Below are 23,281 nucleotides of genomic sequence, written 5' to 3'. Positions count from 1 at the left end.
ACCGTCAGGGCCGCTCGGGAACCTCGGGCTGCCTGATCTTGGTGGCGAGGTCGATGACATTATCGACACCCAGTTTTTCAAATATTCTTGCTTTATAAGTGCTCACGGTGTTGGATTGAATATCGAGATGGGCGGCAATTTCCTTTACCCATTTCCCGGCAATCAGCAATTCCGTGATTTCTCTTTCGCGCCCTGAAAGGCTTTTGATCCCAAAAGGCCGCGTCCGTTTCTGTTTGCCGTAGGTCGCCACGTCGAGCAATCTCTCCTGCACTGCCTGGCTCACATACCGGCTCTTTTTCACCACTGTCATAATGGCTTTGATCGTCTCGCTCTTCTCGGCGGTTTTGGAAAGGAAACCGTTTGCGCCGGCAGCGATGAATGCGAGCGCATTCTGCTGTTCGTCGGCAGCGGAACAGATGAGGATCGGCGTGTCGGGCTGAAATTGGCGGATTCGGCCCACCATCGCAGTGCCTTGCCCGCCAGGGAGCTCGATATCGAGCAGAATAAGGTCGTACGTATTGCCCCGCATGCGAGCGACGGCATGGTCGAAGCTATCAGATTCGTCGATGCTGGCCTGGCTGTAAAGCTCTTGCAGCACAATCTTCATACTCATCCGAACCAGAAAGTGATCTTCAACGACAAGGATGTTCATGAGTTAAGCGCATTGTAGAGGTGTTTCTATAAAATAATATACAATTGTAGTAATAATTCACAAATCATCTTTTCTTTATTTTCCTTAAATCAATATTTAGCCTTTCCGACGGTTTGCAGGGCCGGCCGCAATGTCCGAAAGCAGTATTTGCTGAATATCGAAACTGATGAACCGTAGCCGTTTCGAGGCGCGATGCAATGCTTCCGCGACCTCCACCGCGTCGGACTTCCGGGAAATCAGCGCAGTGATACCCGCCCTGGCAAACGCATAAATATACTCAAATTCGTCACCCAGGTACACAATCACCGCTGTCTGGGGATTAGCCTTTTTAAATGTATCGAGTAAAGCGATATTCTTTCCATCGGCAACACCGGCGTCGAGGACCACGATGTTAACGGGCTGGCCGAAGGTTAATACGAGCGTTTTTTGAAGCGTTTCCGCTTCGAAGATGGTAATATCAGGAAATTCACCGATGATAATGGTGCGCAAACCGATGTTCAGAGTGGGGTTATCCGTAACGATTAAAATCGCCATGTCGTAGAGCGAGGTTATTCTTTTTAATGGGTGCAGGTTATTCTCCCGGGCTCTGTCAGTAAGCCCGGGAGAAGCCGGATTGTGATTGCGCTACCTGGTAACGGCTACTTTGTGTGTGCTGATAGTGCCGTCAAACAGGGTCAGGGTTACGATATAGACGCCAGGCGTTAGTTTGCTGACATCGATGCCGTCGTCAGACACCTTTTGAACCGTCATGAGACTCTGCCCGGCCGTGTTTTTAACCGATACTTGCTTCACTTTCGTGAAACTGCCGATCAATAGCTTGTCCGACACCGGGTTAGGATAAGGCCGGATCGCCTCGCCCTTCACCTGCACGTTACGGATCGCGCTATACGCGTACGTTTCGTCCTTGTCGACCATTTTCAGGCGGTAAAGATTCTCGCCCGACAACGGGGCACCATCCGTAAACTTGTAATTCACAAGTACCTTACTTTCGCCCGTAGACGCCACAGAGCCGATCATGGCCCACTTTTTACCATCGGCGCTACGCTCTATTTCGAAGCGGTCGCTATTGGTTTCTTCGGTCGTTGCCCAGGCCAGCAGCGCCGTTTTTCCTTCTGCGACAGCCGTAAAGCGAGTGAGCGTCACAGGCAATGGCAGCGTCAGCGACCCGAATGTGTAGGCGGTATACGTGTTCGGCGCAAGCGGTGAAACGGTGGTGATAGAACCGGCCGTCAGGTCGCTGGCACCGCCCAATATGGAGGTAACATCCACTTTGGAAGGAATCGCCACCCATTGCGTACCGTCCCATCCCACAATCGAGAGCTTGTTGAGCTGGTTGGTCGTTAATGTGCCGATCGCGCTTCCGGCGTCCCATGTCAATGTCAGTGGTGTGGCATTCGATCCGTCGATATCCCAGTATTCGACGGTGCTCACCACGTCCACATTCGTTCCCATGTTGCTGGTCGGGAAGGGGCCGCCGGTCGGTAGCGGCGCATAATTAGAGCCTGTGAACAAGTTGCTCGTGACGGCTGTGTTGGCATCGGCGTGGAAATACGCACCCATTACCCCATCGGCCGCAGCTGCGAACTGCCCTACAAAACCGTTATCACCGACGGGAAAGATGAATGCGCCTGCCCCGTACTTGCGCACATACCCATCCACATAGCCCGCGTCGGAGGCGCCGGTGGAAGTCAGGTTGTCACCCGAGAAGTTGAGCACGCCGAAGTTGCCGGCAGCTCGCTCGGTCAGGATTACGCCCGGCTGGGCGCCTCCGCCCCCTGTTACGAAGTTGTGGTTACTGAAAAACGTCATCTCGGCCCCGCCGAAAATCGTGGTATTGCCCTGGCTGCCTTCCTGCGCCTGCGCCAGGTGCCCGACTAAAAGCAGTGCGGCCGAAACCGCCATGCTTGCCCATCTCTTTCCAGGTGGATTGGTATATTGTTGTTTCACTGGTCCGTCTGTTTAATGGCATTAGGAGCGCCTAATGACCTGTTGCGTATCAATGGAAATTGCAATAGTTCCTATTGATCAAATTCTAATTTTTATTACAATCGACGCGAGTGCCCGAGAAAAAAATAGAACGCACATCTACCGAATCGGGCTTCACCCCGCTAACATGACCGGAATCAATTTGAAACGTGACGATATCGCCCGCAGTAAAATAATTGGCAGATGTTACTTCCTGCCAAGCGCCAACTCCGTAACTCAATTCCGAAGAAACGCTATAACTTAAAAGTCCCTTGGAAGTTGAAACCAATTGCAGGGTGGTATTTCTGTCACCCGTAGTGCCGGCAGCAACATTATAAGTTCCAGCCGATCCGTGAAAAATGTAGAACCCATTCTCAGGGATGGTGTACTCACCGGTTGCATTGTTGTAAGCACCTGATGCAGAATAAGCAACATTGCCGGCAATCAGCTTGGTAGGCGAAAATACACCAATATTATTGACAGGCGTGGTTGTATTAGCCCCACTCGCATCGAAGCTCGCGCAGCCCACCGAGCTTGTTTGCCAGCTGGCACCACCATTGGCATCGGAAGTAAGAACCTTCCCTGCCCCTTGAGTGCCATCCGTAATGGTTATCTGTCCTGTCGTTTTGTTGATGGCGGTTTTTCTTCCGGGTGTGGAAGCTTCTACTTCCAGGTTGTTATTGGGGTCGATTGTCGTAGGATTGCTTCCAATTTTAACCTGTGCGAAGGAAACAGATGACGCAGTAAGACCCAAAGCGAATATGAACGCTGAAAATAACTTAGTTCTTTTCATAATAGATTTTGTTTTTGATACAAGTAGTTTAACCGGAATGATGGAAGCAGAGGCCTGGGACACAAGCTGTAACCCAGGCAAACTTTACCTTACCTGGTAACGGCTACTTTGTGTGTGCTGATAGTGCCGTCAAACAGGGTCAGGGTTACGATATAGACGCCAGGCGTTAGTTTGCTGACATCGATGCCGTCGTCAGACACCTTTTGAACCGTCATGAGACTCTGCCCGGCCGTGTTTTTAACCGATACTTGCTTCACTTTCGTGAAACTGCCGATCAATAACTTGTCCGACACCGGGTTAGGATAAGGCCGGATCGCCTCGCCCTTCACCTGCACGTTACGGATCGCGCTATACGCGTACGTTTCGTCCTTGTCGACCATTTTCAGGCGGTAAAGATTCTCGCCCCACAACGGGGCGCCATCCGTAAACTTGTAATTCACAAGTACCTTACTTTCACCCGTAGACGCCACAGAGCCGATCATGGCCCACTTTTTACCATCGGCGCTACGCTCTATTTCGAAGCGGTCGCTATTGGTTTCTTCGGTCGTTGCCCAGGCCAGCAGCGCCGTTTTTCCTTCTGCAACAGCCGTAAAGCGGGTGAGCGTCACAGGCAATGGCAGCGTCAGCGACGCGAATGTATAGGCGGTATACGTGTTCGGCGCAAGCGGTGAAACGGTGGTGATAGAACCGGCCGTCAGGTCGCTGGCACCGCCCAATATGGAGGTAACATCCACTTTGGAAGGAATCGCCACCCATTGCGTACCGTCCCATCCCACAATCGAGAGCTTGTTGAGCTGGTTGGTCGTCAATGTGCCGATCGCGCTTCCGGCGTCCCATGTCAATGTCAGCGGTGTGGCATTAGATCCGTCGATATCCCAGTATTCGACGGTGCTCACCACGTCCACATTCGTTCCCATGTTGCTGGTCGGGAAGGGACCGCCGGTCGGCAGCGGCGCATAATTGGAACCGGTGAAAAGGTTGCTCGTGACGGCTGTGTTGGCATCGGCGTGGAAATACGCACCCATTACCCCATCGGCCGCAGCTGCGAACTGCCCTACAAAACCGTTATCACCGACGGGAAAGATAAATGCGCCTGCCCCGTACTTGCGCACATACCCATCCACATAGCCCGCGTCGGACGCACCGGTGGAAGTCAGGTTGTCGCCCGAGAAGTTGAGCACGCCGAAGTTCCCGGCAGCTCGCTCGGTCAGGATAACGCCCGGCTGGGCGCCTCCGCCCCCTGTTACGAAGTTGTGGTTACTGAAAAACGTCATCTCGGCCCCGCCGAAAATCGTGGTATTACCCTGGCTGCCTTCCTGCGCCTGCGCCAGGTGCCCGACTAAAAGCAGTGCGGCCGAAACCGCCATGCTGCGCCACCCGTTACCGGATGAACTGGTATAAAGTTCTTTCATTGTTTCGCGTTGGTTAAATGACAGGCATAATGGCAAAGCGCACAGCGTTGCGATATGCCCGAAAATGAATGATGTGCCTATCTGCTCACGGATTTCGTGCCTTCGGCACCTGCGCTGAGCATTTTTTCCACCTGGGTTACCCGGCTGTCGAGTTCTGAGTAAGCTGCTTCTTTCAGTTTCAACTCCGCGCTCAACTGGGCTTTTTCTTTTCTTAGCAATTCTACTTCGTCGCTGAGCTCCTGCACCGATTTAACCAGCACGGGGATCAACTTGCTGTAATCCACTACCCAGGGTGACACCTTGGCGTCGGCTCCGCCTACGTGCACGGCTTGTGGGTATATCTTATGAAGCTCCTGAGCGAGCACCCCTGTGGAAAGCGTCTTTTGAGTGTCCGCCTTAAAATTATAGTCATATACTTTGACAGATTTCAGGGTCTCCAAGCCGAATTTCGAGATGCGGATATTTTCTTTCAGACGTGCATCGGAAGTAGTATTGTATTGAATTCCCGCTGCGGAGTGCGTGATATTACCCATACCGATACCACCGACAGCAAAATTGATCATCTCTCCCGTAGTAGTGCCGGCCGGCTTCGAAACGTGCAATGGAGAAACCGATCCTGCACGCTGGATTCCCACCCAAACGTCGCCAGCAGGGGTACTGCGCACTTCAAAACCGTTGACATTGGAAGTGCCATTCCAGATGTTACCGGTTTGAGTACCTGGGTTTGCTATAACTTTAATGTCGCCTCTCACATCCAGACGTGATTGCGGCGCCTCGGTATTAAGACCAATGTAACCCGTGCGACTGCCCGAACTTTGCATGAAGAATGCATTCTCCTGAAGAACCAAGCCGTCGTCTATTACCTGCAACCGAAGATCGGTAGCCGAATTGGATCGTAAAAAGGCATACTTGCTCTGCTCCGGGTCGATGTCAAACCCTACCACAGCTCGTCCCGCGTTGATTGCAATAGAGGCTGCGGAATCGATATTCGAACCACCCAGCGGATCAAACCGCGCCACTACGTTGGCTGCCGATGGAAGATCCAGGTTCGAAACTGCCTGAACATGCAATGTGGTCGGCGGGTTCGAATGATTAATGCCCACATGACCCGATTGCAGTACTACTGTGTGCGTGCTGTTTTGGCCTTCCACATCCAGGTTAGCTCCCGGCGTAATGGTGGTTGGATTCGAACCAATTTTTACCTGAGCCATAGCCGTCGTCGTCAAAGCTGTAACGGCAGCAAAAGAAATGGCGGATAGTAGTTGTTTTGTTTTCATAACGTGTTTGTTTTTGAAATGGCAATCACAGGAACGACTGCGCGTAAACAGGGTAAGGTATGCTGTTGTGTAAGCTCTTAATCGATCTTCGTAACGGTCATGTATGCACGCCCGCAGGTACCGGTCCAGATCGGGTTCACCGGCGGGTTACCGTCGGTTTGCATGGTGTAGCCTTCCAGCGAAATACCGTCTCCGGCATTCAATTTTCCGGTGTAAACCACCGACTGCCAGTCACCGGCGGTGAGACCCATTGGGCTCGTGCCTTTGAATATCGGGCCGCCGTTCTCTGAAACGACCCAGATCCTCGTCCAAAGTGTCACGCCGGCACCTGTTGTACTGATACAAGACAAACCGACCTGCACTGAGTAAGTACCGGCCACCGGAACTATAAACCGTTTGGTACCCGCATCCCAATCAGCAGCACCCAAAGTAGGCACCAGCGGAAGACGCTGGTCGATCTGGTCGTGGGTGGTGAAAGTAGGAATCGTAGCCAGGCCGGTAATTGCGCCGCTGAATGCGGTGACCGGAATCGCAAGTTCCGATTGGCTTTGCCAGGTCGCTACGCCGTTCGCATCGGAGGTCAGCACCTTTTTATCGCCTTGTGAGCCGTCGGCGATGGTCAGTTTACCAGTAGTTTTGTGAATACTGATTTTCTTGGCAGGGTCCGCGCTCTCAACTTCGAGGTTGTTGTTCGGATCGATCGTCGTCGGATTGGAGCCGATCTTTACCTGACCAAAAGTGGCAGCACTTGTTGCCAGGGTCATGGTGATCGCCAAGGCTGAAAAGAGTCGAATTGCTTTCATGTAGTGATTTGTTTGTGGAACTTTGGTTGAGTTTGAAACAGAACAAACCTACTACCCCCGGATTTTATCAGCCTGTCGACATAAGAAATAGTTATCGTAGACTAAGCCCTACAAAGTAGAATTTATATTACGTTTCAATAAGAATAATTCGCGCAGCCAAGCATTGGTTATCCACAAAATACCGATTGAATGCAAAGCAAAAAGGTCTGCACCACAGCAGGATGCAGACCTTTCACGATCTTTAAAATATGCTATTTCTCAACCCGCCCCGACATAGCTGCGGATATCCAACACATTAAATCCTAATACCACAGGATTTCCGGGTGCGGATTTGAACTGGATAGTCATGGATCCGGGGCCGGTACTAATGGTGTTGGAAATGGCCGGTGATGTGATGGGGCAATAAACCGGCCAGTCGCCCGCTGCTACGAGGCCTTTGATGAGCGTTTGTTCCGACTGAGTGAAGTCGGCATCCGAGGTGAGGGTAAGGGTAATGCCATCGGCGGCTAACAGGGAACCCACCGCGTGGGTAAGGCTGCCGCTGGCTCCAAAATAGGTCTGCCAGTCGGAACTATCGATCCACGGCGGGGTCGACTGCGACGCCCAGGCCTGGTGCAGCAACGCGGAATTGTACCATTGCCCCGGCGTGACGGATACCGTCGCAAAATGGTCGAATTGCATGGAAACGGTGATCTTGCTCGATGCGAACTTCCGGCTGATGTGAAACACAGCCGAACTGCCCGTCCACATCCCGAAATAGTTAGGATCGTCGCCCGGTACCCAGGAGTTGGAAACGTCCGGGTCGTCGTTGATGGAATCGAACGAAAAGCTCGTTCCGGTTGAAGCGCTTAGGGTATTTTGGAGGTCAGAAAAAGAAGGGGAAAAATCGGCAGGTATGGCATCAGGACCTTCATAGGGTTCCAGCACAGCCTGCGCACCGCTGATCAATAGCTGTGTAGCGAGATCGGAACGGCCGATGTTGGCTACCGAGGGTGCATTCACCACCGCCCATTGGAACCACACGGTAGGCAAGGTATTGGCCGGTGGCGGAGGTGAAATGGATTTCAGGTAAGCCTGCCATTGCACATACGTATCAGCCCCGATGTCCTTTACGAACGCACTTTCCGGGAACGAAAGCCTGTTTACCACCGCAGCATACTGACTGAAAAACGTCGGCTGCTGGTAGTACCAGCGATTGTATTTGAGCGTGGCGGGCGGCACAACGTTGAAACAATCCCAAAGGGCCTGATCGCTTGCAGGTACGCCGGGCGGTTGCAGCAACTGGAAATGTTGGACGGATAAGTTGAGACTGGCGGCCAACCGGTTGTACCATCCGTCGGTAATGGCCGTCATCGTTTCGGTAGGCGTATCGTAGGTAGTTATCATCTTGCTTCCTGAATGATGGTTTCCGGGCACACGGTAAAATCAAAAGAAGAAGGCTGGTGTCACCCAGCCTTCCAAAGCAAACATTATGCAGCAGCCAGGCTGTCGGCAGCAAATGCCTTGGCCGATTCGAAGAGCGAGATGCCCAGGTTCGAAGAGTGGCCCACAAACTCGCCAGCGGACAATACATTCACACCCAGCACCACAGGTACACCCGGAATGCTGCTGGTAGTGATGGTCATATTACCCTCCTGGTTGAACGACACGCGGTTGGTAGACGTGCTGCCGCTATCGCCCGAATAGAACGGCCAGAAACCCGACGAGCCGCTGGAAGTGATCGTCTGCTGATCCACAGAAGAATACTTGGCATTGGATGTAACAGTAATAGACATACCCGACGCAACGATCACGTTCGCGGAGAAGTACTGCATGTTACCGTTCGGTCCGAATGTATTGTTCCAGTTGATCGACGATTTGTCGCTCCATGGGTTACCGGTTTGGTTGGCATATGCCAGGCCCATTGCCGAAGAATAGTACCATGCACCCGGCGTGTTGGAAAACACCAGGATGTGTTCAAAACTGGCATCTACCGTAACCGTGCTGGAAGCGAACTGCTCACTGAGCGTCGAGGTAGAGCTGCTCCCGCCCCAAAGGCCGAAGAAACCCGACGTGGAGCCGCCCGCCCAGGAGGTGCTGACGTTTTTGTTCATTGTACCGCTATTGAAATTGAAAGAGCGGGAAGGCGCACTAGCCAGTTGGTTCACCATATCGGCGTAGTTCAGCTGCCAATCGAAGTTGACAGGCAAGCCCTTTTCATTGGTATACACTAATGTGAGCTCATTCTGGGCCGTTGCGATCGGGTCGAGCAGAATGGCCGCGTAATCGGATGAACCGATATTGGCCACTTCCGGCGCGTTGAACATCGCCCAGTTTCTGAACATGGTCGGGATCTGATTCATGCTCGGCGCAGGCTGTGTTTGCACGTAAGCATGCCACGCGGCAAAGTTTTCCGCGCCGATGTCTGCTTTCACGTCGATCTGCCGCGAAGGAACGAGTGCTGAAAGCAAGCCTCTGTAATTGTTATAAAACTGGTTACCACCGCTGGCAACAAACTGGGCTGTCAAGGTTTTAGGAGGGATATTATTGTAGTAGGCCCAGAAAGTCGGGTTTGCGGCGGTGCCGCTTGCGATCGGAGGTGCTGGCTGAATGATCTGAAAAGAGTCCTGGCTCTGGCCTAATCCCTGGATCAAACCATTGTACCAGCCGTTTTGTAAATCAAGAAAATTGCTCATTGTGACGTATGAATAATCCCCTGTTGTAAGACGGCAGGATCCGTCCCTGTAACCAATCCCCTTACAGGTAGGCCCGTTTTTTCAAGTGGTTGCTGAGCTCCACCGTACAAAAGCTTTTGTTTGACAAAGATTCGTAGAAATAATTCTTCAAAAACGACTACAAACACGTGTTTTAAAAAACACGTGTTTACACCTGTTGGGGGAAGGAAGGAAGGGGGAAAGGGAAAAGGGAGGAAAGGGAAAATGGAGGAAAGGGAAAATGGAGGAAAGGGAGGAAGGGAAAAATGGAGGAAAGGGGCAAAGGAAAACTCCCCTTCCTCCCCTTCTTCCCTTTCCTCCTTCCTCCCCTCCCTAATATTTCACCTCCCGGGACTCCGTCGCGAAGTCAGTAGGTGTTTTCCCGAACTGCTTCTTGAATTCCCGGCTGAAATACTTGCGGTCGTCGTACCCTACGGCGTAGGCGACTTCGTAGATGGTCATTTTCTGCTGCTGCAAAAGTTGCGCAGCCCTTTTCAGGCGGATCGATTTCAGGAAATCATTCACCGAAAGGTCCGTCACGGCTTTGAGCTTCTTGTAAAGCACCGACTGGCTCATCCCGATCTTTTCGGCCAGCATGGCCACGCCGAAATCCGGATTATCCATCAGTTCCTCCGTGATAGCGACGATCCGGGCCAGGAACTGCTCGTCCACGGATTCAATCACCACATTCTGCGGCTGCAGGGTAATCTGGCGGCTGTACTTTTGCTGCATGAGTTTCCTGGAAGCCAGCAGGTTCCTGACATTCAGTTCCAGCAGCTGAATGCTGAACGGCTTCGGAATGTAGGCATCCGCGCCGGTTTCCAGGCCGCTAAGCTGGTGGTTCAGCGAGGCTTTGGCCGTGAGCAGGATCACCGGAATATGGCTCGTCCGCTCATCGGATTTCAATTTCGTACACAACGCAAGCCCGTCCATTTCCGCCATCATGACGTCGCTGATGATCAGTTCGGGAATGCATTCGGTCGCGGTCGCCCAGCCTTGTTCGCCGTTTTCAGCCTGAACAATGCGATAACGCTCACCCAGCGCCCCGGCGACAAACGCCCGCACTTCGGCATTGTCTTCTACCAGCAGTACCATGGGCTTATCGCCGTCGGGTTCCGGCATAGGCAATGCTGCGGTTTCGGCCAGAAAATTCCCGTCGTCGGTGGGTACGGCTACTTGTGTTTCCAGTTGCTCCGGTGCAAAATGTGCATGACCTTTTCGCAGGGCGATCGTAAAGCAGGTCCTCCCCTTCCGGTGTTGCTGCTCCACGGTACTTTCGACGGTCAGCTCGCCTTTGTGCAGCTCCACAATGCTTTTGGACAGCGCCAGCCCGATTCCGTAACCGGTGTTCTGCTTACCGTGGTCGTAAATCTGGAAAAAGTTGGCAAACAGTTTGCCCAGGTATTGCGGCGCAATGCCAATGCCGTCGTCTTCAATCCGGATCTTCACTTCATGGTCGTGCCCGGAAACTTTCAGCGACACCTTCCCGCCGTCGTGCGTAAACTTGTAGGCATTGCTGAGCAGGTTGAAAATCACCTTCTCCATTTGCCCGGCGTCGAAGTACAGCGGAATGTCCTCGGCATCATATTCAAACACGGATTCGATGTTACGATGCTGCGAAATGAAGCTGAAATCGCGGAAAACACCGCGCAGGAACGGTACGAGGTCGTTGCGCGTCACGTGCAATGCCAGATGGTTGGTCTCCGCTTTCCGGAAATCCATCAGCTCACTGACGAGCCTGAGCAGCCGGCTGGCATTTTTCCGCACCAGCGAGAGGTTCGCCTGCACCTCTTCGTCGTGTTGGCGGGCCAGCATAAGCCCTTCCACCGGCCCTTGTATGAGCGTGAGGTGCGTGCGGATCTCGTGTGAGACATTGGTAAAAAAATTCAGTTTGACCTGGTGCAGCTCATGTTCCCGCTTGAAAAGCGCGGTCATGTAAAAGTACCGGGTGATAAAAAGCACAGCCGCAAGCGCCGCAATCACATACAGGCAATATGCCCACCAGGTTTTCCAGACCGGCGGCAGCACGTGAATCGTGATCTTGCTGGGCGTTTTGCTCCATATCCCGTCATTATTCGCCCCTTTTACCCAAAAAGTGTAGGTCCCCGGCGGCAGATTGGTGTAAGTAGCCGACGAGGTCTTCACATAGTTCCAGTCCTTTTCAAAACCGTCGAGCCGGTAGGCATATGCATTCTTCTCGGGCTTGATGTAGTTCAGCAACGCAAAATCGATGGTAAAAATGTTCTGCGCATGCGTGAATGTAATTTCACGCGCCAGGCCGATATCCTTTTGCAGCAGTTCGTCAGGCCCGCCGATGCGCACGGGTGTGTTGAACAGCTTCAAACCCGTGAATACCACCGGCGCGGCAAAATCATTCGTTTCAATGGCACCGGGCATAAAACTCACGAGCCCGTTGAGCCCGCCGAAGAACATTTCACCGGATTCATCCTTATAATGGGTATTGGAAATAAATTCATTGCCGGGAAGTCCGTCGGCGACGGTGTAATTCTTGAAAACGCGCTTACCCGTATCGAACCGCGACAAACCGTTGGAAGTACTGATCCAAAGGTTCCCCCGCTCGTCGTCGAGGATACCGAGTACATTGTCGTTCGGCAGGCCGTCTTTCCGGGCAAAATTGATAAATGTATTGCTCTCGCGATCGTAGCGCGTGAGCCCGCCGTAATAGGAGCCGATCCAGATGATTCCGCGCCGGTCTTCCAGCACGCAGTTGATAATTTTGGGGAACCGCTTTTCGGCGGATTCGCCGCGCGGCCTGATCCATTCGATACCGCCCGAATCGCTCCGGAGCACATTCACGCCCTCGTTCGTACCGATCCAGAGGTTATGCTTCGAATCTTCGTAAAAATTCCGGGTAAAATTTCCGCTCAGCTTAAACGGAGCCTGCGTACCGGTATTGAAATGTTTGAAAGTGCGCGTCTGCTTGTCCAGCAAATCCACGCCCTTCTGATCGGTCCCGACCCAGAGCCGTCCGCGACTGTCTTCAAACACCGCACTCACATTATCCGAGCTAAGCGATCCCGTATCCACCGGATTGTTCCGGAATATCCTGAACACGCCGGCATTGTAATAACTCAAACCGCCCAGGTGCGTACCGACCCACAAACCGCCGTTTTTGTCCTGCACAATCGCCTTCACCAGGTTCGAAGTCATGCCCGGCGCATCCTGGCCACTCCTGAAATTACGGACGGCTCCCGTGCGGAGGTCCACATGGTCGAAACCGCCGCCTTCCGTACCGATCCACAGGTTGCCGGTCCGGTCTTTCACCACCGCGCTCACGACATTGTGGTTAATGCTGTACTTCGATTTTCCGGCCTGATAGACCTTGAATGGCGTTTCGTGCGAATACACAATGTTCACGCCATTGTAATAGGTCCCCAACCACATCGAGCCGTTGGCATCCCTAAAAATATCGTACAGGGAGTTCTGGCTCAGGCTCGTCGAATTTTCGGGCTCGTGCTGGTATGTAGTGAATGCGCGTGTCGCCGGATCCAGAATGCTAAGCCCTTCCAGCGTCGCGATCCAGAGCTTGCCGGATTTGTCGGTGAATATCTTGCGGATATTGTTGTGAACCACCCCATTAGTCCCCTCCCCTTTCTGGTAATGAATAAATGTCTCCGTAGATGGGTCCAGCATATTCAGTCCCCCATGCTTCGTCCCGATCCAGATGTTATGCTGCTTGTCTTCGGCGATCGTCGTTACAAAATTGTCGCTCAGGCCCTTTCCGTCCGCCGACATGGTAAACACTTTAAAGCGGATACCATTCCGGCCAAACTCCATGCACGTCAGCCCCGACGTGGTAGCCACCCAAAGCCGCCGCTGCGAATCTTCGAAAATGGAACGTATATCATTCCCCGACAGGGAGGGTGCAAAATATTGCCTGAATTTCAGATGCTGCCGGTCGATCAGCTCATTCAGCCCGCGACCGGTGCCTACCCACACTATCCCGCGGCTGTCTTCGAAAATACAGTTAACGGTATTGCTGCTGAGCTTGCTATCCTCCCCCGGTTTTCCCGCCAGCACAGACTCGAACGAATCGCTTTCAGGCAAATAACGGTTCAGGCCATGGCTCGTACCGACCCATAGTGTACGTTTCGAATCACTGAGCGCGGAAAGGATATAGTTTCCGCTCAAACTACCTTTTACAGACGGCTCATGCTGGTATATTTTGAAGTTGCGCCCATCGAACCGGTTGAGCCCGTAACTGGTACCGAGCCACATGTATCCCACATGGTCCTGCACGATAGCCAGCACCGAGTTTTGCGACAATCCGTTCTCGGTATTCAGTTTATTAAAAACCAATCGCCGGAACTCCGGCGGACGTTCCGCGTTTGCTCCCGCCCCGGAACTCCGGCTGCCTAAACACAAAGCCATTACCATCAGGAGCAACGTCCCTAACCTCATCATTTGTCGCCTTCCAGGCACAATTCTGCCCACTGTTTTTTTGGTACTAAAATACGATAAAATTATCCCGCCGCTGAAAAACACCCCTATTCGAAATGGATTTTCACCCGGTCGGACGGCCCGGTTAGCAGAATTTTGTTTAAACGTTTTTTTATCAAACAAAATAATCCACCTTCAAACCCCGGGAAATACGATGAAGTATTCTACCAAAACAAAAAATACCCCTCCTGCCCCGCTTCCGCCCGTACGGCACCTCCGCGGTCGCGCGGGTGCGGCGCTCGTCGCGCTATCCCTGCTATCGGCCCCGGGCATTACGTCGATGGCCGTCGGCACTCCTGCCCACATCCGTTCCGCATTCGCTCAGAAAGCGCTCGCCGACCTCACCGGTAAAGTTACAGACGAAAAAGGCGAGGGTCTTCCCGGAGTGAGCGTTATCCTGAAAGGCTCCCAGCAAGGTACCGTTACCGACGCCGAAGGCCGGTTCAAGCTGACGATCAGCGACGTCGCGGGCAAATCGCTCGTATTCAGTTTTGTCGGCTATGAATCCAGAGAACAGGAAATAGGCAGCCAGACGGAGTTCAGCATCAGTCTCGCCCCCTTGGCCAGCAACCTCAACGAGCTCGTGGTAGTGGGTTACGGCGAGCAGAAAAAAGTGAACCTGACCGGCTCCGTGGCGACGATCGACTCCAAGAGCATTGAAAGCCGCCCTGTCACCAACCTTTCCTCCTCGCTTGCGGGCCTTGGGCAGGGCGTGTACGTGCGCCAGAGCTCGGGTAAACCGGGCGACGACGGCGCTACGATCCGCATCCGGGGCACCGGAACCCTCAACGACAATAGCCCGTTGGTACTTATCGACGGCATTATCGGTGTGATGGACGCCGTGAACCCCAACGACGTGGAGAGCATTTCGATCCTGAAAGATGCCGCCTCTTCGGCCATTTACGGTTCCCAGGCTGCGAACGGGGTAATTCTCATTACTACCAAAAAAGGCTCTAAAAACAAGACTACCGTTTCTTACAGCGGGCTGTTTTCGACGGCCAGCCCCAGTAACCTCCCCCAGTTCGTATCCGATTATCCGCGCCATATGCGCCTTTTCAACGAAGGTGCCGCCAACATCGGCCGCGCGGTGCCTATTTACTCCGACCAAACCATTCAAACCTGGGAATATGCCAAACAGCATCCCGACGAGTTGAACGTGAACGGCGTCCCCAACTGGCTCGCCTACCCCAATACCGACTGGGGAAAAGTGATTTTTGAAAACAATGTGGTCCAGAACCACAACGTATCCGTGAACGGCGGAAGCGAAAAGTCGCTTTTCAATATCTCGCTGGGCTATCTGAACAACCCCGGCGTGATGCAGAACACCGGCCTGAAACGCTACCAGCTGCGCGCCAACGTCCAGACCAAGATCGGCAATGCGGTAACAGTGGGTACGCAGACATTTGCCCAGACCCAATCCAAAGACATGGGCAATACCGCCAATGCATTCAACTTCCTCCGCCAGACCGTGCCGGGTATCGTGCCCTATTATGACGGTCGCTATGGCCTCCCTGCCGCGGCCGACGAAATCCAGACCGCCAACGGCATCCTGGCCTACCTGAACACCACCGGCGGGAAAGATTCGGAATCACGGTTCAATTCCACGCTTTTTGCGAATGTCGACATTCTCAAAGGTTTGAAGTTTGAAACCAAAATGAACTACCAGATCCGGTTTGCAGAATACAACTCGCATGCTATTCCGGTATTGCGCTGGAATTTCGCAAACAACGTGGCCGACGACGTGAACCAAACCAATGATCCGACCACAATGAGTACCCGGTATACCTACAATAAGAACTACCAGATCACCTTCGACAACGTGCTTCGGTACAATACCACCATCGGGCGCGACCACGAAATCGGTGCGCTGGCCGGGTACAACCAGTACTACTACAACTACTACGATATCGACGCCACCAAAACCGGCCTGATCGACTGGACCATTACGACCCTCGGCTCGGCCACCGACATGACCAACACCACCGGTACCGAATATGACCGTGCTATGCGCTCCTGGTTCGGAAGGCTCAACTATTCGTTCCGCTCGAAATACCTGTTTGAAGCAAACATCCGCTATGACGGCTCTTCGCGGTTCTCGCCCGATACGCGCTGGGGAACATTCCCGTCGTTCTCGGCCGGCTGGCGTATTTCGGAGGAGGATTTCTTCCGCGGGCTTAGCAACCACATTTCAAACCTGAAACTACGTGCTTCCTGGGGTAAACTGGGCAACAATGCATCCGGCGATTACGACTACCAGGCCAATTACGGCAAGGTCAACTACTCGTTCAACGGCACCATCGCTTCCGGCCTCGCGCAGGGCAAGATCGCCAATCCGTTCCTGAGATGGGAATCGACCACAGTGACCAACATCGGTCTCGACGGAAACGCCTGGAACAACCGCGCCAGCTTCGAACTCGAATGGTACGACAAATACACCGACGGCATCCTAACCACTCCACCCATTCCGCTTACCGCAGGAACCGTTTCCGCACCTACGCAGAACACCGCCGCCGTGCGCAACCGCGGGATCGAATTTTCACTCGGATGGCGCGACAAGGTTGGCGGTGTAAACTACTCGATCAACGGAAACTTCGCCTACAATATCAACCGCGTGACCACCTACAAGGGTAAACTCAGCGAGCAGTGGATCACCAATACGGACGGCACACGGAGCTACACCAGCAACCTGGGCGATGTTTCGACCGGCGGCGATAACCGCATCCTGGAAGGCCGCGCGATCAACGAGTTCTACCTCCGCGAACGCTACCGCGGGAACGGCACCTACAAAGCCGGCGGGGAAGTGGATATCAATGCAGGCCCCAAAGACGGTATGATCCGTACACAGGACGACCTCGCCTGGGTAAATGCGATGAAAGCGGCCGGATACTCCTTCTCACCCGTCAACAGCGTGGGCAAGGCGCAGCTTTATTACGGTGACTTCATCTTCGCCGACCTCAACGGCGACGGCAACTACGGCAATAGCTACGACCGGAAATTTACCGGCACCACCTCGAACCCGAAATATGTATTTGGGTTGAATATGGATGCCAGCTGGAAAGGTTTCGACCTCTCGATGATCTGGGCCGGTTCGGCGGGAATGCAGTATTATTATAATTTCGAAGGGTATAATAACTCCATCGTCCGCGACGGAAACGGCATTGCCTCGCGCGTGGCCGACGACCATTACTACTACAACGACGCCAACCCGAACGACCCGAACAACAACATTACCGGCTCGTTCCCAAGGCTGAAATACAATGGCGACGCCATTAACACGACTTCCAGCACCAACTGGCTGTACGACGCCTCGTACATCAAGCTGAAAAACCTGCAACTAGGCTATTCGATCCCCGATGTTTGGAGCAAAAAGCTGAAAATAAGCCGTGCAAGGCTGTTCCTTTCGGGCGAGAACCTGCTGATTATCACCAAATACCCGGGCCTCGACCCCGAGATCGGTGCCGGCGTAGGTTATCCGACCATGAAGCAGTACTCGCTTGGAGTGAATGTAACCCTTTAATTTTCAACTAGTATCATGAGATTTCCTGTTCATATATTCAAAAGAAAAGTCTGCCAATTCGGCATTCCGGCGCTTTCACTGCTCGCATTGAGCGCCTGCGAGCCCGACCTGCTCGACACCAGCCCCTACGGCTCCATTTCGTCGAACAACATGTGGACTACCGACAACCTTACCGACCTGGGCATGACCGGCGTTTACAACGGCTTGCGGCTCGGTATCAGCACCAGTTCGGCCTCCGGCCGGGAGCTATACCATTTCGACCGCATGGGCATGAGCGGCCAGCAACGGGATGGTGACGCATTCATGAACGGCACCGCCACCGCGGGCAACGGCAATGTAAGCAGCGTATGGTCGGAATTATACGAAGGCGTGCACCGCGCAAACGACGCCATCAGGAACCTCACCGAGAAATCGCCGTCCTCGCCTGAAAAGAAGGCCAGGTACATGGCGGAGGCCAAATTTCTCCGCGCCTATTATTATTTCAGGCTTAACCAGCTTTTCAAAGGCGTACCTATTTACCTCGAACCCGTGCAGCTGGAAGAAATCACCAAAGGCCGAGAAACCGAAGCGAAGGTATGGGAGCAGATCGTGAAGGACCTTACCGACGCTATCAATGAGCCCGCATTGCCCAACAAATATGCCAAAGGCAACGCGGCGTTCGGGCATGTGACCAAAGGCGCGGCCTATGCATTGCGCGGCAAGGCTTATATGTATACCAAACAATGGGACCTCGCCATTGCCGATTTCGAAAAAGTGAAAGCGGCCGGGTACGCCTTGTTCTCCGGCGCCGGTGCCGACAGCTACCGGTTGCTGTTCAAGCAGGCCAACGAGCAGAGCGACGAGATGATTTTCTCGATCCAGCACATGGGCGTGAGCGGCTACGGCTCTACCACGCAGTTCTTCTGCGGAACCCGTTCTTCCACCGGTTCTTGCTGGAACACCTACCTGATATCACCTAATGTCGTCGATTTGTATGAAAACAAAGACGGCAGCAAGTTCAACTGGGACGCGATCATCCCCGGCTATAATGCGATGCCCGTGGCCAAAAGAGAAGTTTACTTTCTGAGAAACAACCTTACCACAACGGAAATCGCGGCCATGACCGCCAAAGGTCTCGATATGAGCCTTTACCTGCCCACCGGAAACGAAGAAAGGATTATGAAGGCATACGAAAATCGCGATCCGCGCTTGCAGGCCAACGTAATCACCCCGTATGCTTCCTACAACGGCACCACGCCGACGGTTTCGCGCTGGCCTTACCGCGTCGCGAACGGGCTGCCCATCGCCGACCTTCGCACCGACACCGGTAACCTCTTCTACTACCTGCACCGCAAATTCGTTTACGAGGGCGCGCCGGGTGTGGAAATCGAGAACCGGACCTACGGCGCCACCGACTTCCCGCTGATCCGCTACGCCGATGTGCTGCTGATGTGGGCCGAAGCATTGAACGAAAAAGGCAATACCGCCGACGCCGTTGCGCTCGTGAATGAAGTGCGGGCGCGTGCCGGCGTAGGATTGCTCAATTCCAATGCGGCTACTACCGTGGCAGGCCAGGCCGACCTCCGCGAGCGCATCCGCAGCGAGCGCCGCGCCGAGTTCGTCAATGAGGGTGTCGATTATTTCGACGAGCTTCGCTGGGGTACTTTAAAAGAAACCGTTTTCTACACCGGAAATGGCGTGAAGCAGATTTGGGGAACGGTGGTCGTACCTTACGTTTGGTCGGGCGACTTCCTGAATACCTGGCCTATCCCGCAATCGGAAATCGAGCGGAATGGCAATTTGCAGCAGAATCCAGGCTGGATGAATTAAAGTATATTTCAAAGCGGAGTGCGGGTTTGTCCGGCTCCGCTTTCCTATTTGTCAAAAACAGGCTTATCCATTTTATTTCAAATCATGATGAAACAAAATAAGTCCTTTCCCCAAATGCTTTTTCTCGCGGCAGTGATCGCTTTCCTGCTCGGTTCCAAAGCGCACGGTCAGAACGATTTCACCACCATTTCCGACCGCATTTTTGACAATTTCCAGGCTACCAGCGCTTCCACCGTGGATACGCAGACGGCCTCCCTCCTCAGCACATTACAAGCCGATTTCTCCTGGCCCGATATCAATTACGCATCCACCGCCCAGACCGACTGGGCACCCGGCAACCATTTGGCCAGAATGGGCACCCTCGCCAAAGCCTATTCCAAACCTACCAGCATTTACTACGGCGACGCCAGCCTGAAAACGAAAATCGAAGGCGTGATGAACTATTGGCTCGCATTGAGCCCGGCACCCACCAGCACCAACTGGTTCTACCTGTCGATCAGCGTACCCAAAGACATTGGCAACACCCTGATTTGCCTTCGAAAATCCCCGGCAGGCATTTCTCAAACACTGGAAAACCAAATGCTGGCCTGGATGAGCAAAGGCGTTTCGATCACGGTTTCGCCTGCGAAAGATGGCTCCAACCTCACCGACGTCGCCCAGCATTACATCATGCGCGCCTGCCTCACCGAAAATCAGACACTGCTTAACCAGGCCATTACGGCAGTGACCGGCTCCATAGTCGTAACAACGGGCGAAGGCATCCAGATCGACAACTCGTACACCGCACATGGCCCGCAGCTGTATGTATACGGGTACGGGCGCGAGTACATTTCGGGGATCAGCAACATTGCGGTTTACGTCGCCGGTACTTCCTATGCATTTTCGAGCGACAAGCTGGCGATATTCTCGGATTTTGTGAGAAAAGGCTTCGTGAAACCTTCCCGCGGCGCTTATGCCGACTATAACCTCTACGGACGCGGTGTGAGCCGCGCCAATGCGGGCAAGGCCGACGTGGCACTGATCGAAAAAGTGAAGGCATTCGACCTCCCCGCCTACGCCACCGAATACGACAATGCGATCCAGCGGATGCGCGGCTTGCAGCTTCCTTCCTACAACGTATCGCCCGAGCACGTGCATTACTGGCGCACCGATTATACCGTGCATCACCGGCCGGGTTATATGTTCGGGCAGCGCAGCATTTCCAACCGGAATGCGAAATCGGAAATGGGTAATGGGGAGAATATCAAAGGCTACTACCTCACCGAAGGTGCGAATTACATTGCCGTGAATGGCGATGAGTACTACAACATTTTCCCGGTTTGGGAATGGAACAAAATCCCTGGCACGACCGTACCCGAAATTACTACCTACCCTGTGCGGGCTTCCTGGGGCGTGAATTTCGGCACCGTGCCATTTGTGGGCGGCGTGTCCGACGGCGTTTACGGAGCCAGCGCATTCGCAATGAGCGATTACAGCACGACGGCTAAAAAAGCATGGTTTTATTTTGATAATGAAATCGTTTGCCTCGGCGCAGGTATCACCTCTTCGGCTGCCCAGGCTATTAACACCACCGTGAACCAATGCCTTCTGCAAACGGACGTGACCGTGTCCGACGCTTCGAATAATGTGAGCACGCTCGCCAACGGCTCCCGCGATTATGCGGGTAACCTGAAATGGGCTTTGCAGGGCAATGTGGGCTATTATTTCCCGCAAGCAGGCCTTGTATCACTCAGCAACCAAACGCAGACCGGAAGCTGGTCGTCCATTAATACCACCGGCTCTACGGCTTCGGTGTCGGCCGATGTTTTCAAATTGTGGTTCAAACACGGCATAGCGCCCAGCAATGCTTCCTATGCCTATTTCGTGCTCCCGGGCAGAACCTCGGCTGCCGAAATGCAGGCTTACAATGCATCGGATATCAGCATATTAACCAATACCCCGGCGGTACAAGCCGTGCGGCACAATGGGCTGGGGATCTGGCAGATCGTATTTTACCAGGCCGGCGAATTCACCGCTGACCAGGTGACTGTGAAAGTGGACAAAGCATGCGCGGTGATGCTGAAAAACGTAACCAGCAGCGACGTGACGGTACACATCGCCGACCCGGCGCAGAGCGCGCAGCAGGTGTATGTGGGCATTAAAAACAACCAGTTCACCACCATGAAAGCGGCGACGATCACCCTGCCCGCAGGCGCCAGTGCGGGCAGCTCGGTGGAAGCCCACGTCACTACCAGCAGCCCGGATTACCAGCAACCGGTTGAGCCACTAGCCACCCTCACCGCTGTGGCCGACGCCTTTGTGCGCAGCGGCGGCAGTGGCAGCACCGCGGCTTACGTAACCACCAACTACGGCACCGACGCCGTCCTGACCGTCAAGAAAGAAAGCGCCGGATATGATCGCGAAACATTCATAAAGTTTGACCTGAGCACCGTTACCGCCACCCCGGACAGCGCTGTACTGCAATTGCGGGTAAATAATGCGAATACCTCCATTTCCAGCACCAAATGGGCATTCTACCTGGTTGAAAACAACAGCTGGACCGAAACCGGCATCACCTGGGCGAACAAACCGGCGCATACCACCCGCCTCGGCGATATGACCGGCACCGTAACCGGCTCTACCATCCGGTTCAATGTATCTTCTGCGGTGATCGGGCGCCTTGCGGCCGACAAAATCCTGTCGTTGCACATCGTTTCGGAACCCGCTACCACCGACGCAGCGGTGATCAGCAAAACTGACGCGAGTTTTAATGCACGGGAAAATACCAATGCGCTCTACCGGCCGCAAGTCCTGATTTACGGCAGCAACACCCCGAGCCCGCAGACATTAAAGGATTCTCTGCTTACCACCGCCGATTCCTACGTGCGCAGCAATGGCAATGCGGCCAACAACTACGGCACACAGGGGTACCTCGTAGCGCGCAACAAATCCGACGATACCCAGGAAGTATACCTGGCTTTCGATCTGCACGGCATGCACCGCAATGTTTCCAATGCCAAAATCCGCCTCTGGGGTATTGAAAGCGGCCTTAGCACCGGCTGGAACCTCTCGGTTGCGTCCAACAACTATTCTACCAGCGCCACACCGTGGACCGAAACCGGCGTGAACTGGAACAACAAACCGCAGGCGGGGAGCACTGTTGCCAGCGCCACGGCACCCGCAACGGCCGGGTATGTCTATTTCGATATTACTTCCGCATTGGGCAGCATCTCCTCCGACAGCATTCTGACCGTCAGGATCGCCGCCACTACCGATGTTTACAGCTCGTTCCGGTCCAGAAATTTTGCTACGGATGCGCTGCGCCCGAAACTCATTTACGAGTACAGCAGCGGCCAGTCGCCGACGCTTCCCGTCGAACTGGTGTATTTCAGGGGCAATGCTGTGAACAATGCCGTGAGGTTGTCGTGGGAAACGGCCGCAGAAGAGAACAACAGCCATTTTGAAGTGGAGCGCAGCGCCGATGCCCGCAGTTTCCGTGCGGTCGCTCGCGTAGCGGGTTCAGGAACGACGCAGCTTGCCAGAAAATACACGTGGGTGGATAACGAGGCTGTGAACGGGCCTGTTTACTACCGCCTACGGCAAGTCGATCGCGACGGAACCGCGACGGTTTCTTCCATTATTTCCGTGTTGCTGCAACCGGCCGAAAAGGTGTTCGCTATTGGCCCTAACCCCGCTTCCGGGCATCTGGACGTGTTCCTGGGCGACGACAATACCGACGCATCGCTGGCCATTATCAGTACCAACGGCCTCACTTTGGCAGCGAAAAAGGTTTCCAAAACGCCGAAAGCCACTTTCGACCTCACCGGATATTTGCCCGGCTCCTACCTGATTCGCATCAGCAAAGGCCAAACCGTGCAGACTTACAGGTTTGTGATTTCAAAATAGGTTAATCGCTCCCG

At 53.8% G+C, this 23,281-nt stretch carries 13 protein-coding genes; 3 read left to right on the top strand and 10 right to left on the bottom strand.

Features of this window, described 5'->3' with window-relative positions:
• Nucleotides 1-4 precede the first annotated feature (4 nt).
• The 10 genes from J2Y43_RS11400 to J2Y43_RS11355 all read right to left on the bottom strand — a co-directional run bounded on the left by J2Y43_RS11400 (nucleotide 5) and on the right by J2Y43_RS11355 (nucleotide 13,987).
• Nucleotides 5-652 (bottom strand): response regulator transcription factor, encoded by a 648-nt coding sequence (locus J2Y43_RS11400; protein WP_309982498.1) that lies wholly within the window; start codon nucleotides 650-652, stop codon nucleotides 5-7.
• Nucleotides 653-748: 96 nt separating this feature from the next.
• Complete coding sequence (locus tag J2Y43_RS11395; RefSeq protein WP_309982495.1) at nucleotides 749-1,186, bottom strand: hypothetical protein; 438 nt, start codon at nucleotides 1,184-1,186, stop codon at nucleotides 749-751.
• A gap of 90 nt (nucleotides 1,187-1,276) precedes the next feature.
• The gene (locus tag J2Y43_RS11390; RefSeq protein WP_309982493.1) at nucleotides 1,277-2,599 is read right to left on the bottom strand and encodes a T9SS type A sorting domain-containing protein; all 1,323 of its coding nucleotides are present in this window, start codon (nucleotides 2,597-2,599) and stop codon (nucleotides 1,277-1,279) included.
• A gap of 85 nt (nucleotides 2,600-2,684) precedes the next feature.
• Entirely contained in the window at nucleotides 2,685-3,410 is a 726-nt protein-coding gene (locus tag J2Y43_RS11385) for a hypothetical protein (RefSeq protein ID WP_309982490.1), read from the bottom strand.
• A gap of 89 nt (nucleotides 3,411-3,499) precedes the next feature.
• Complete coding sequence (locus tag J2Y43_RS11380; protein WP_309982488.1) at nucleotides 3,500-4,822, bottom strand: T9SS type A sorting domain-containing protein; 1,323 nt, start codon at nucleotides 4,820-4,822, stop codon at nucleotides 3,500-3,502.
• A 77-nt stretch (nucleotides 4,823-4,899) separates the two neighbouring features.
• Nucleotides 4,900-6,099: a tail fiber domain-containing protein gene (locus J2Y43_RS11375; RefSeq protein ID WP_309982486.1), complete on the bottom strand. Its 1,200-nt coding sequence runs from the start codon at nucleotides 6,097-6,099 to the stop codon at nucleotides 4,900-4,902.
• Between the two features lie 77 nt (nucleotides 6,100-6,176).
• Nucleotides 6,177-6,902: a hypothetical protein gene (locus J2Y43_RS11370; RefSeq protein WP_309982484.1), complete on the bottom strand. Its 726-nt coding sequence runs from the start codon at nucleotides 6,900-6,902 to the stop codon at nucleotides 6,177-6,179.
• A gap of 258 nt (nucleotides 6,903-7,160) precedes the next feature.
• Nucleotides 7,161-8,288 carry a hypothetical protein gene (locus J2Y43_RS11365; RefSeq protein WP_309982481.1) on the bottom strand — a complete coding sequence of 376 codons (1,128 nt, stop codon included), beginning with the start codon at nucleotides 8,286-8,288 and terminating at the stop codon, nucleotides 7,161-7,163.
• Between the two features lie 83 nt (nucleotides 8,289-8,371).
• Complete coding sequence (locus J2Y43_RS11360) at nucleotides 8,372-9,577, bottom strand: hypothetical protein (RefSeq protein ID WP_309982479.1); 1,206 nt, start codon at nucleotides 9,575-9,577, stop codon at nucleotides 8,372-8,374.
• 351 nt (nucleotides 9,578-9,928) lie between these two features.
• Complete coding sequence (locus J2Y43_RS11355) at nucleotides 9,929-13,987, bottom strand: two-component regulator propeller domain-containing protein (protein ID WP_309982477.1); 4,059 nt, start codon at nucleotides 13,985-13,987, stop codon at nucleotides 9,929-9,931.
• A gap of 223 nt (nucleotides 13,988-14,210) precedes the next feature.
• On the opposite strand from J2Y43_RS11355, the gene J2Y43_RS11350 reads away from it, so the two are divergent.
• From J2Y43_RS11350 to J2Y43_RS11340, 3 genes are all read left to right on the top strand, one after another.
• The gene (locus tag J2Y43_RS11350) at nucleotides 14,211-17,573 is read left to right on the top strand and encodes a TonB-dependent receptor (protein WP_309982475.1); all 3,363 of its coding nucleotides are present in this window, start codon (nucleotides 14,211-14,213) and stop codon (nucleotides 17,571-17,573) included.
• Between the two features lie 15 nt (nucleotides 17,574-17,588).
• The gene (locus J2Y43_RS11345; protein WP_309982473.1) at nucleotides 17,589-19,382 is read left to right on the top strand and encodes a RagB/SusD family nutrient uptake outer membrane protein; all 1,794 of its coding nucleotides are present in this window, start codon (nucleotides 17,589-17,591) and stop codon (nucleotides 19,380-19,382) included.
• A gap of 84 nt (nucleotides 19,383-19,466) precedes the next feature.
• Nucleotides 19,467-23,267, top strand: coding sequence for a polysaccharide lyase family 8 super-sandwich domain-containing protein (locus J2Y43_RS11340; RefSeq protein WP_309982471.1), 3,801 nt, complete (start codon nucleotides 19,467-19,469; stop codon nucleotides 23,265-23,267).
• Nucleotides 23,268-23,281 lie beyond the last annotated feature (14 nt).

Origin of the sequence: Dyadobacter sp. BE31 (assembly GCF_031457695.1) — a bacterium.
In the GTDB taxonomy this organism is placed as follows: domain Bacteria; phylum Bacteroidota; class Bacteroidia; order Cytophagales; family Spirosomataceae; genus Dyadobacter.
Note: the sequence above shows the minus strand (reverse complement) of the source record. Positions and strands in the feature narration are given on the sequence as shown.

Excerpts from the sequence above, each read along its gene's own strand:
- J2Y43_RS11400 (WP_309982498.1), bottom strand. The coding sequence starts at position 652 with ATGAACATCCTTGTCGTTGAAGATCACTTTCTGGTTCGGATGAGTATG.
- J2Y43_RS11395 (WP_309982495.1), bottom strand. The coding sequence starts at position 1,186 with ATGGCGATTTTAATCGTTACGGATAACCCCACTCTGAACATCGGTTTG.
- J2Y43_RS11385 (WP_309982490.1), bottom strand. The coding sequence starts at position 3,410 with ATGAAAAGAACTAAGTTATTTTCAGCGTTCATATTCGCTTTGGGTCTT.
- J2Y43_RS11380 (WP_309982488.1), bottom strand. The coding sequence starts at position 4,822 with ATGAAAGAACTTTATACCAGTTCATCCGGTAACGGGTGGCGCAGCATG.
- J2Y43_RS11375 (WP_309982486.1), bottom strand. The coding sequence starts at position 6,099 with ATGAAAACAAAACAACTACTATCCGCCATTTCTTTTGCTGCCGTTACA.
- J2Y43_RS11370 (WP_309982484.1), bottom strand. The coding sequence starts at position 6,902 with ATGAAAGCAATTCGACTCTTTTCAGCCTTGGCGATCACCATGACCCTG.
- J2Y43_RS11365 (WP_309982481.1), bottom strand. The coding sequence starts at position 8,288 with ATGATAACTACCTACGATACGCCTACCGAAACGATGACGGCCATTACC.
- J2Y43_RS11360 (WP_309982479.1), bottom strand. The coding sequence starts at position 9,577 with ATGAGCAATTTTCTTGATTTACAAAACGGCTGGTACAATGGTTTGATC.
- J2Y43_RS11355 (WP_309982477.1), bottom strand. The coding sequence starts at position 13,987 with ATGGCTTTGTGTTTAGGCAGCCGGAGTTCCGGGGCGGGAGCAAACGCG.
- J2Y43_RS11350 (WP_309982475.1), top strand. The coding sequence starts at position 14,211 with ATGAAGTATTCTACCAAAACAAAAAATACCCCTCCTGCCCCGCTTCCG.
- J2Y43_RS11345 (WP_309982473.1), top strand. The coding sequence starts at position 17,589 with ATGAGATTTCCTGTTCATATATTCAAAAGAAAAGTCTGCCAATTCGGC.
- J2Y43_RS11340 (WP_309982471.1), top strand. The coding sequence starts at position 19,467 with ATGATGAAACAAAATAAGTCCTTTCCCCAAATGCTTTTTCTCGCGGCA.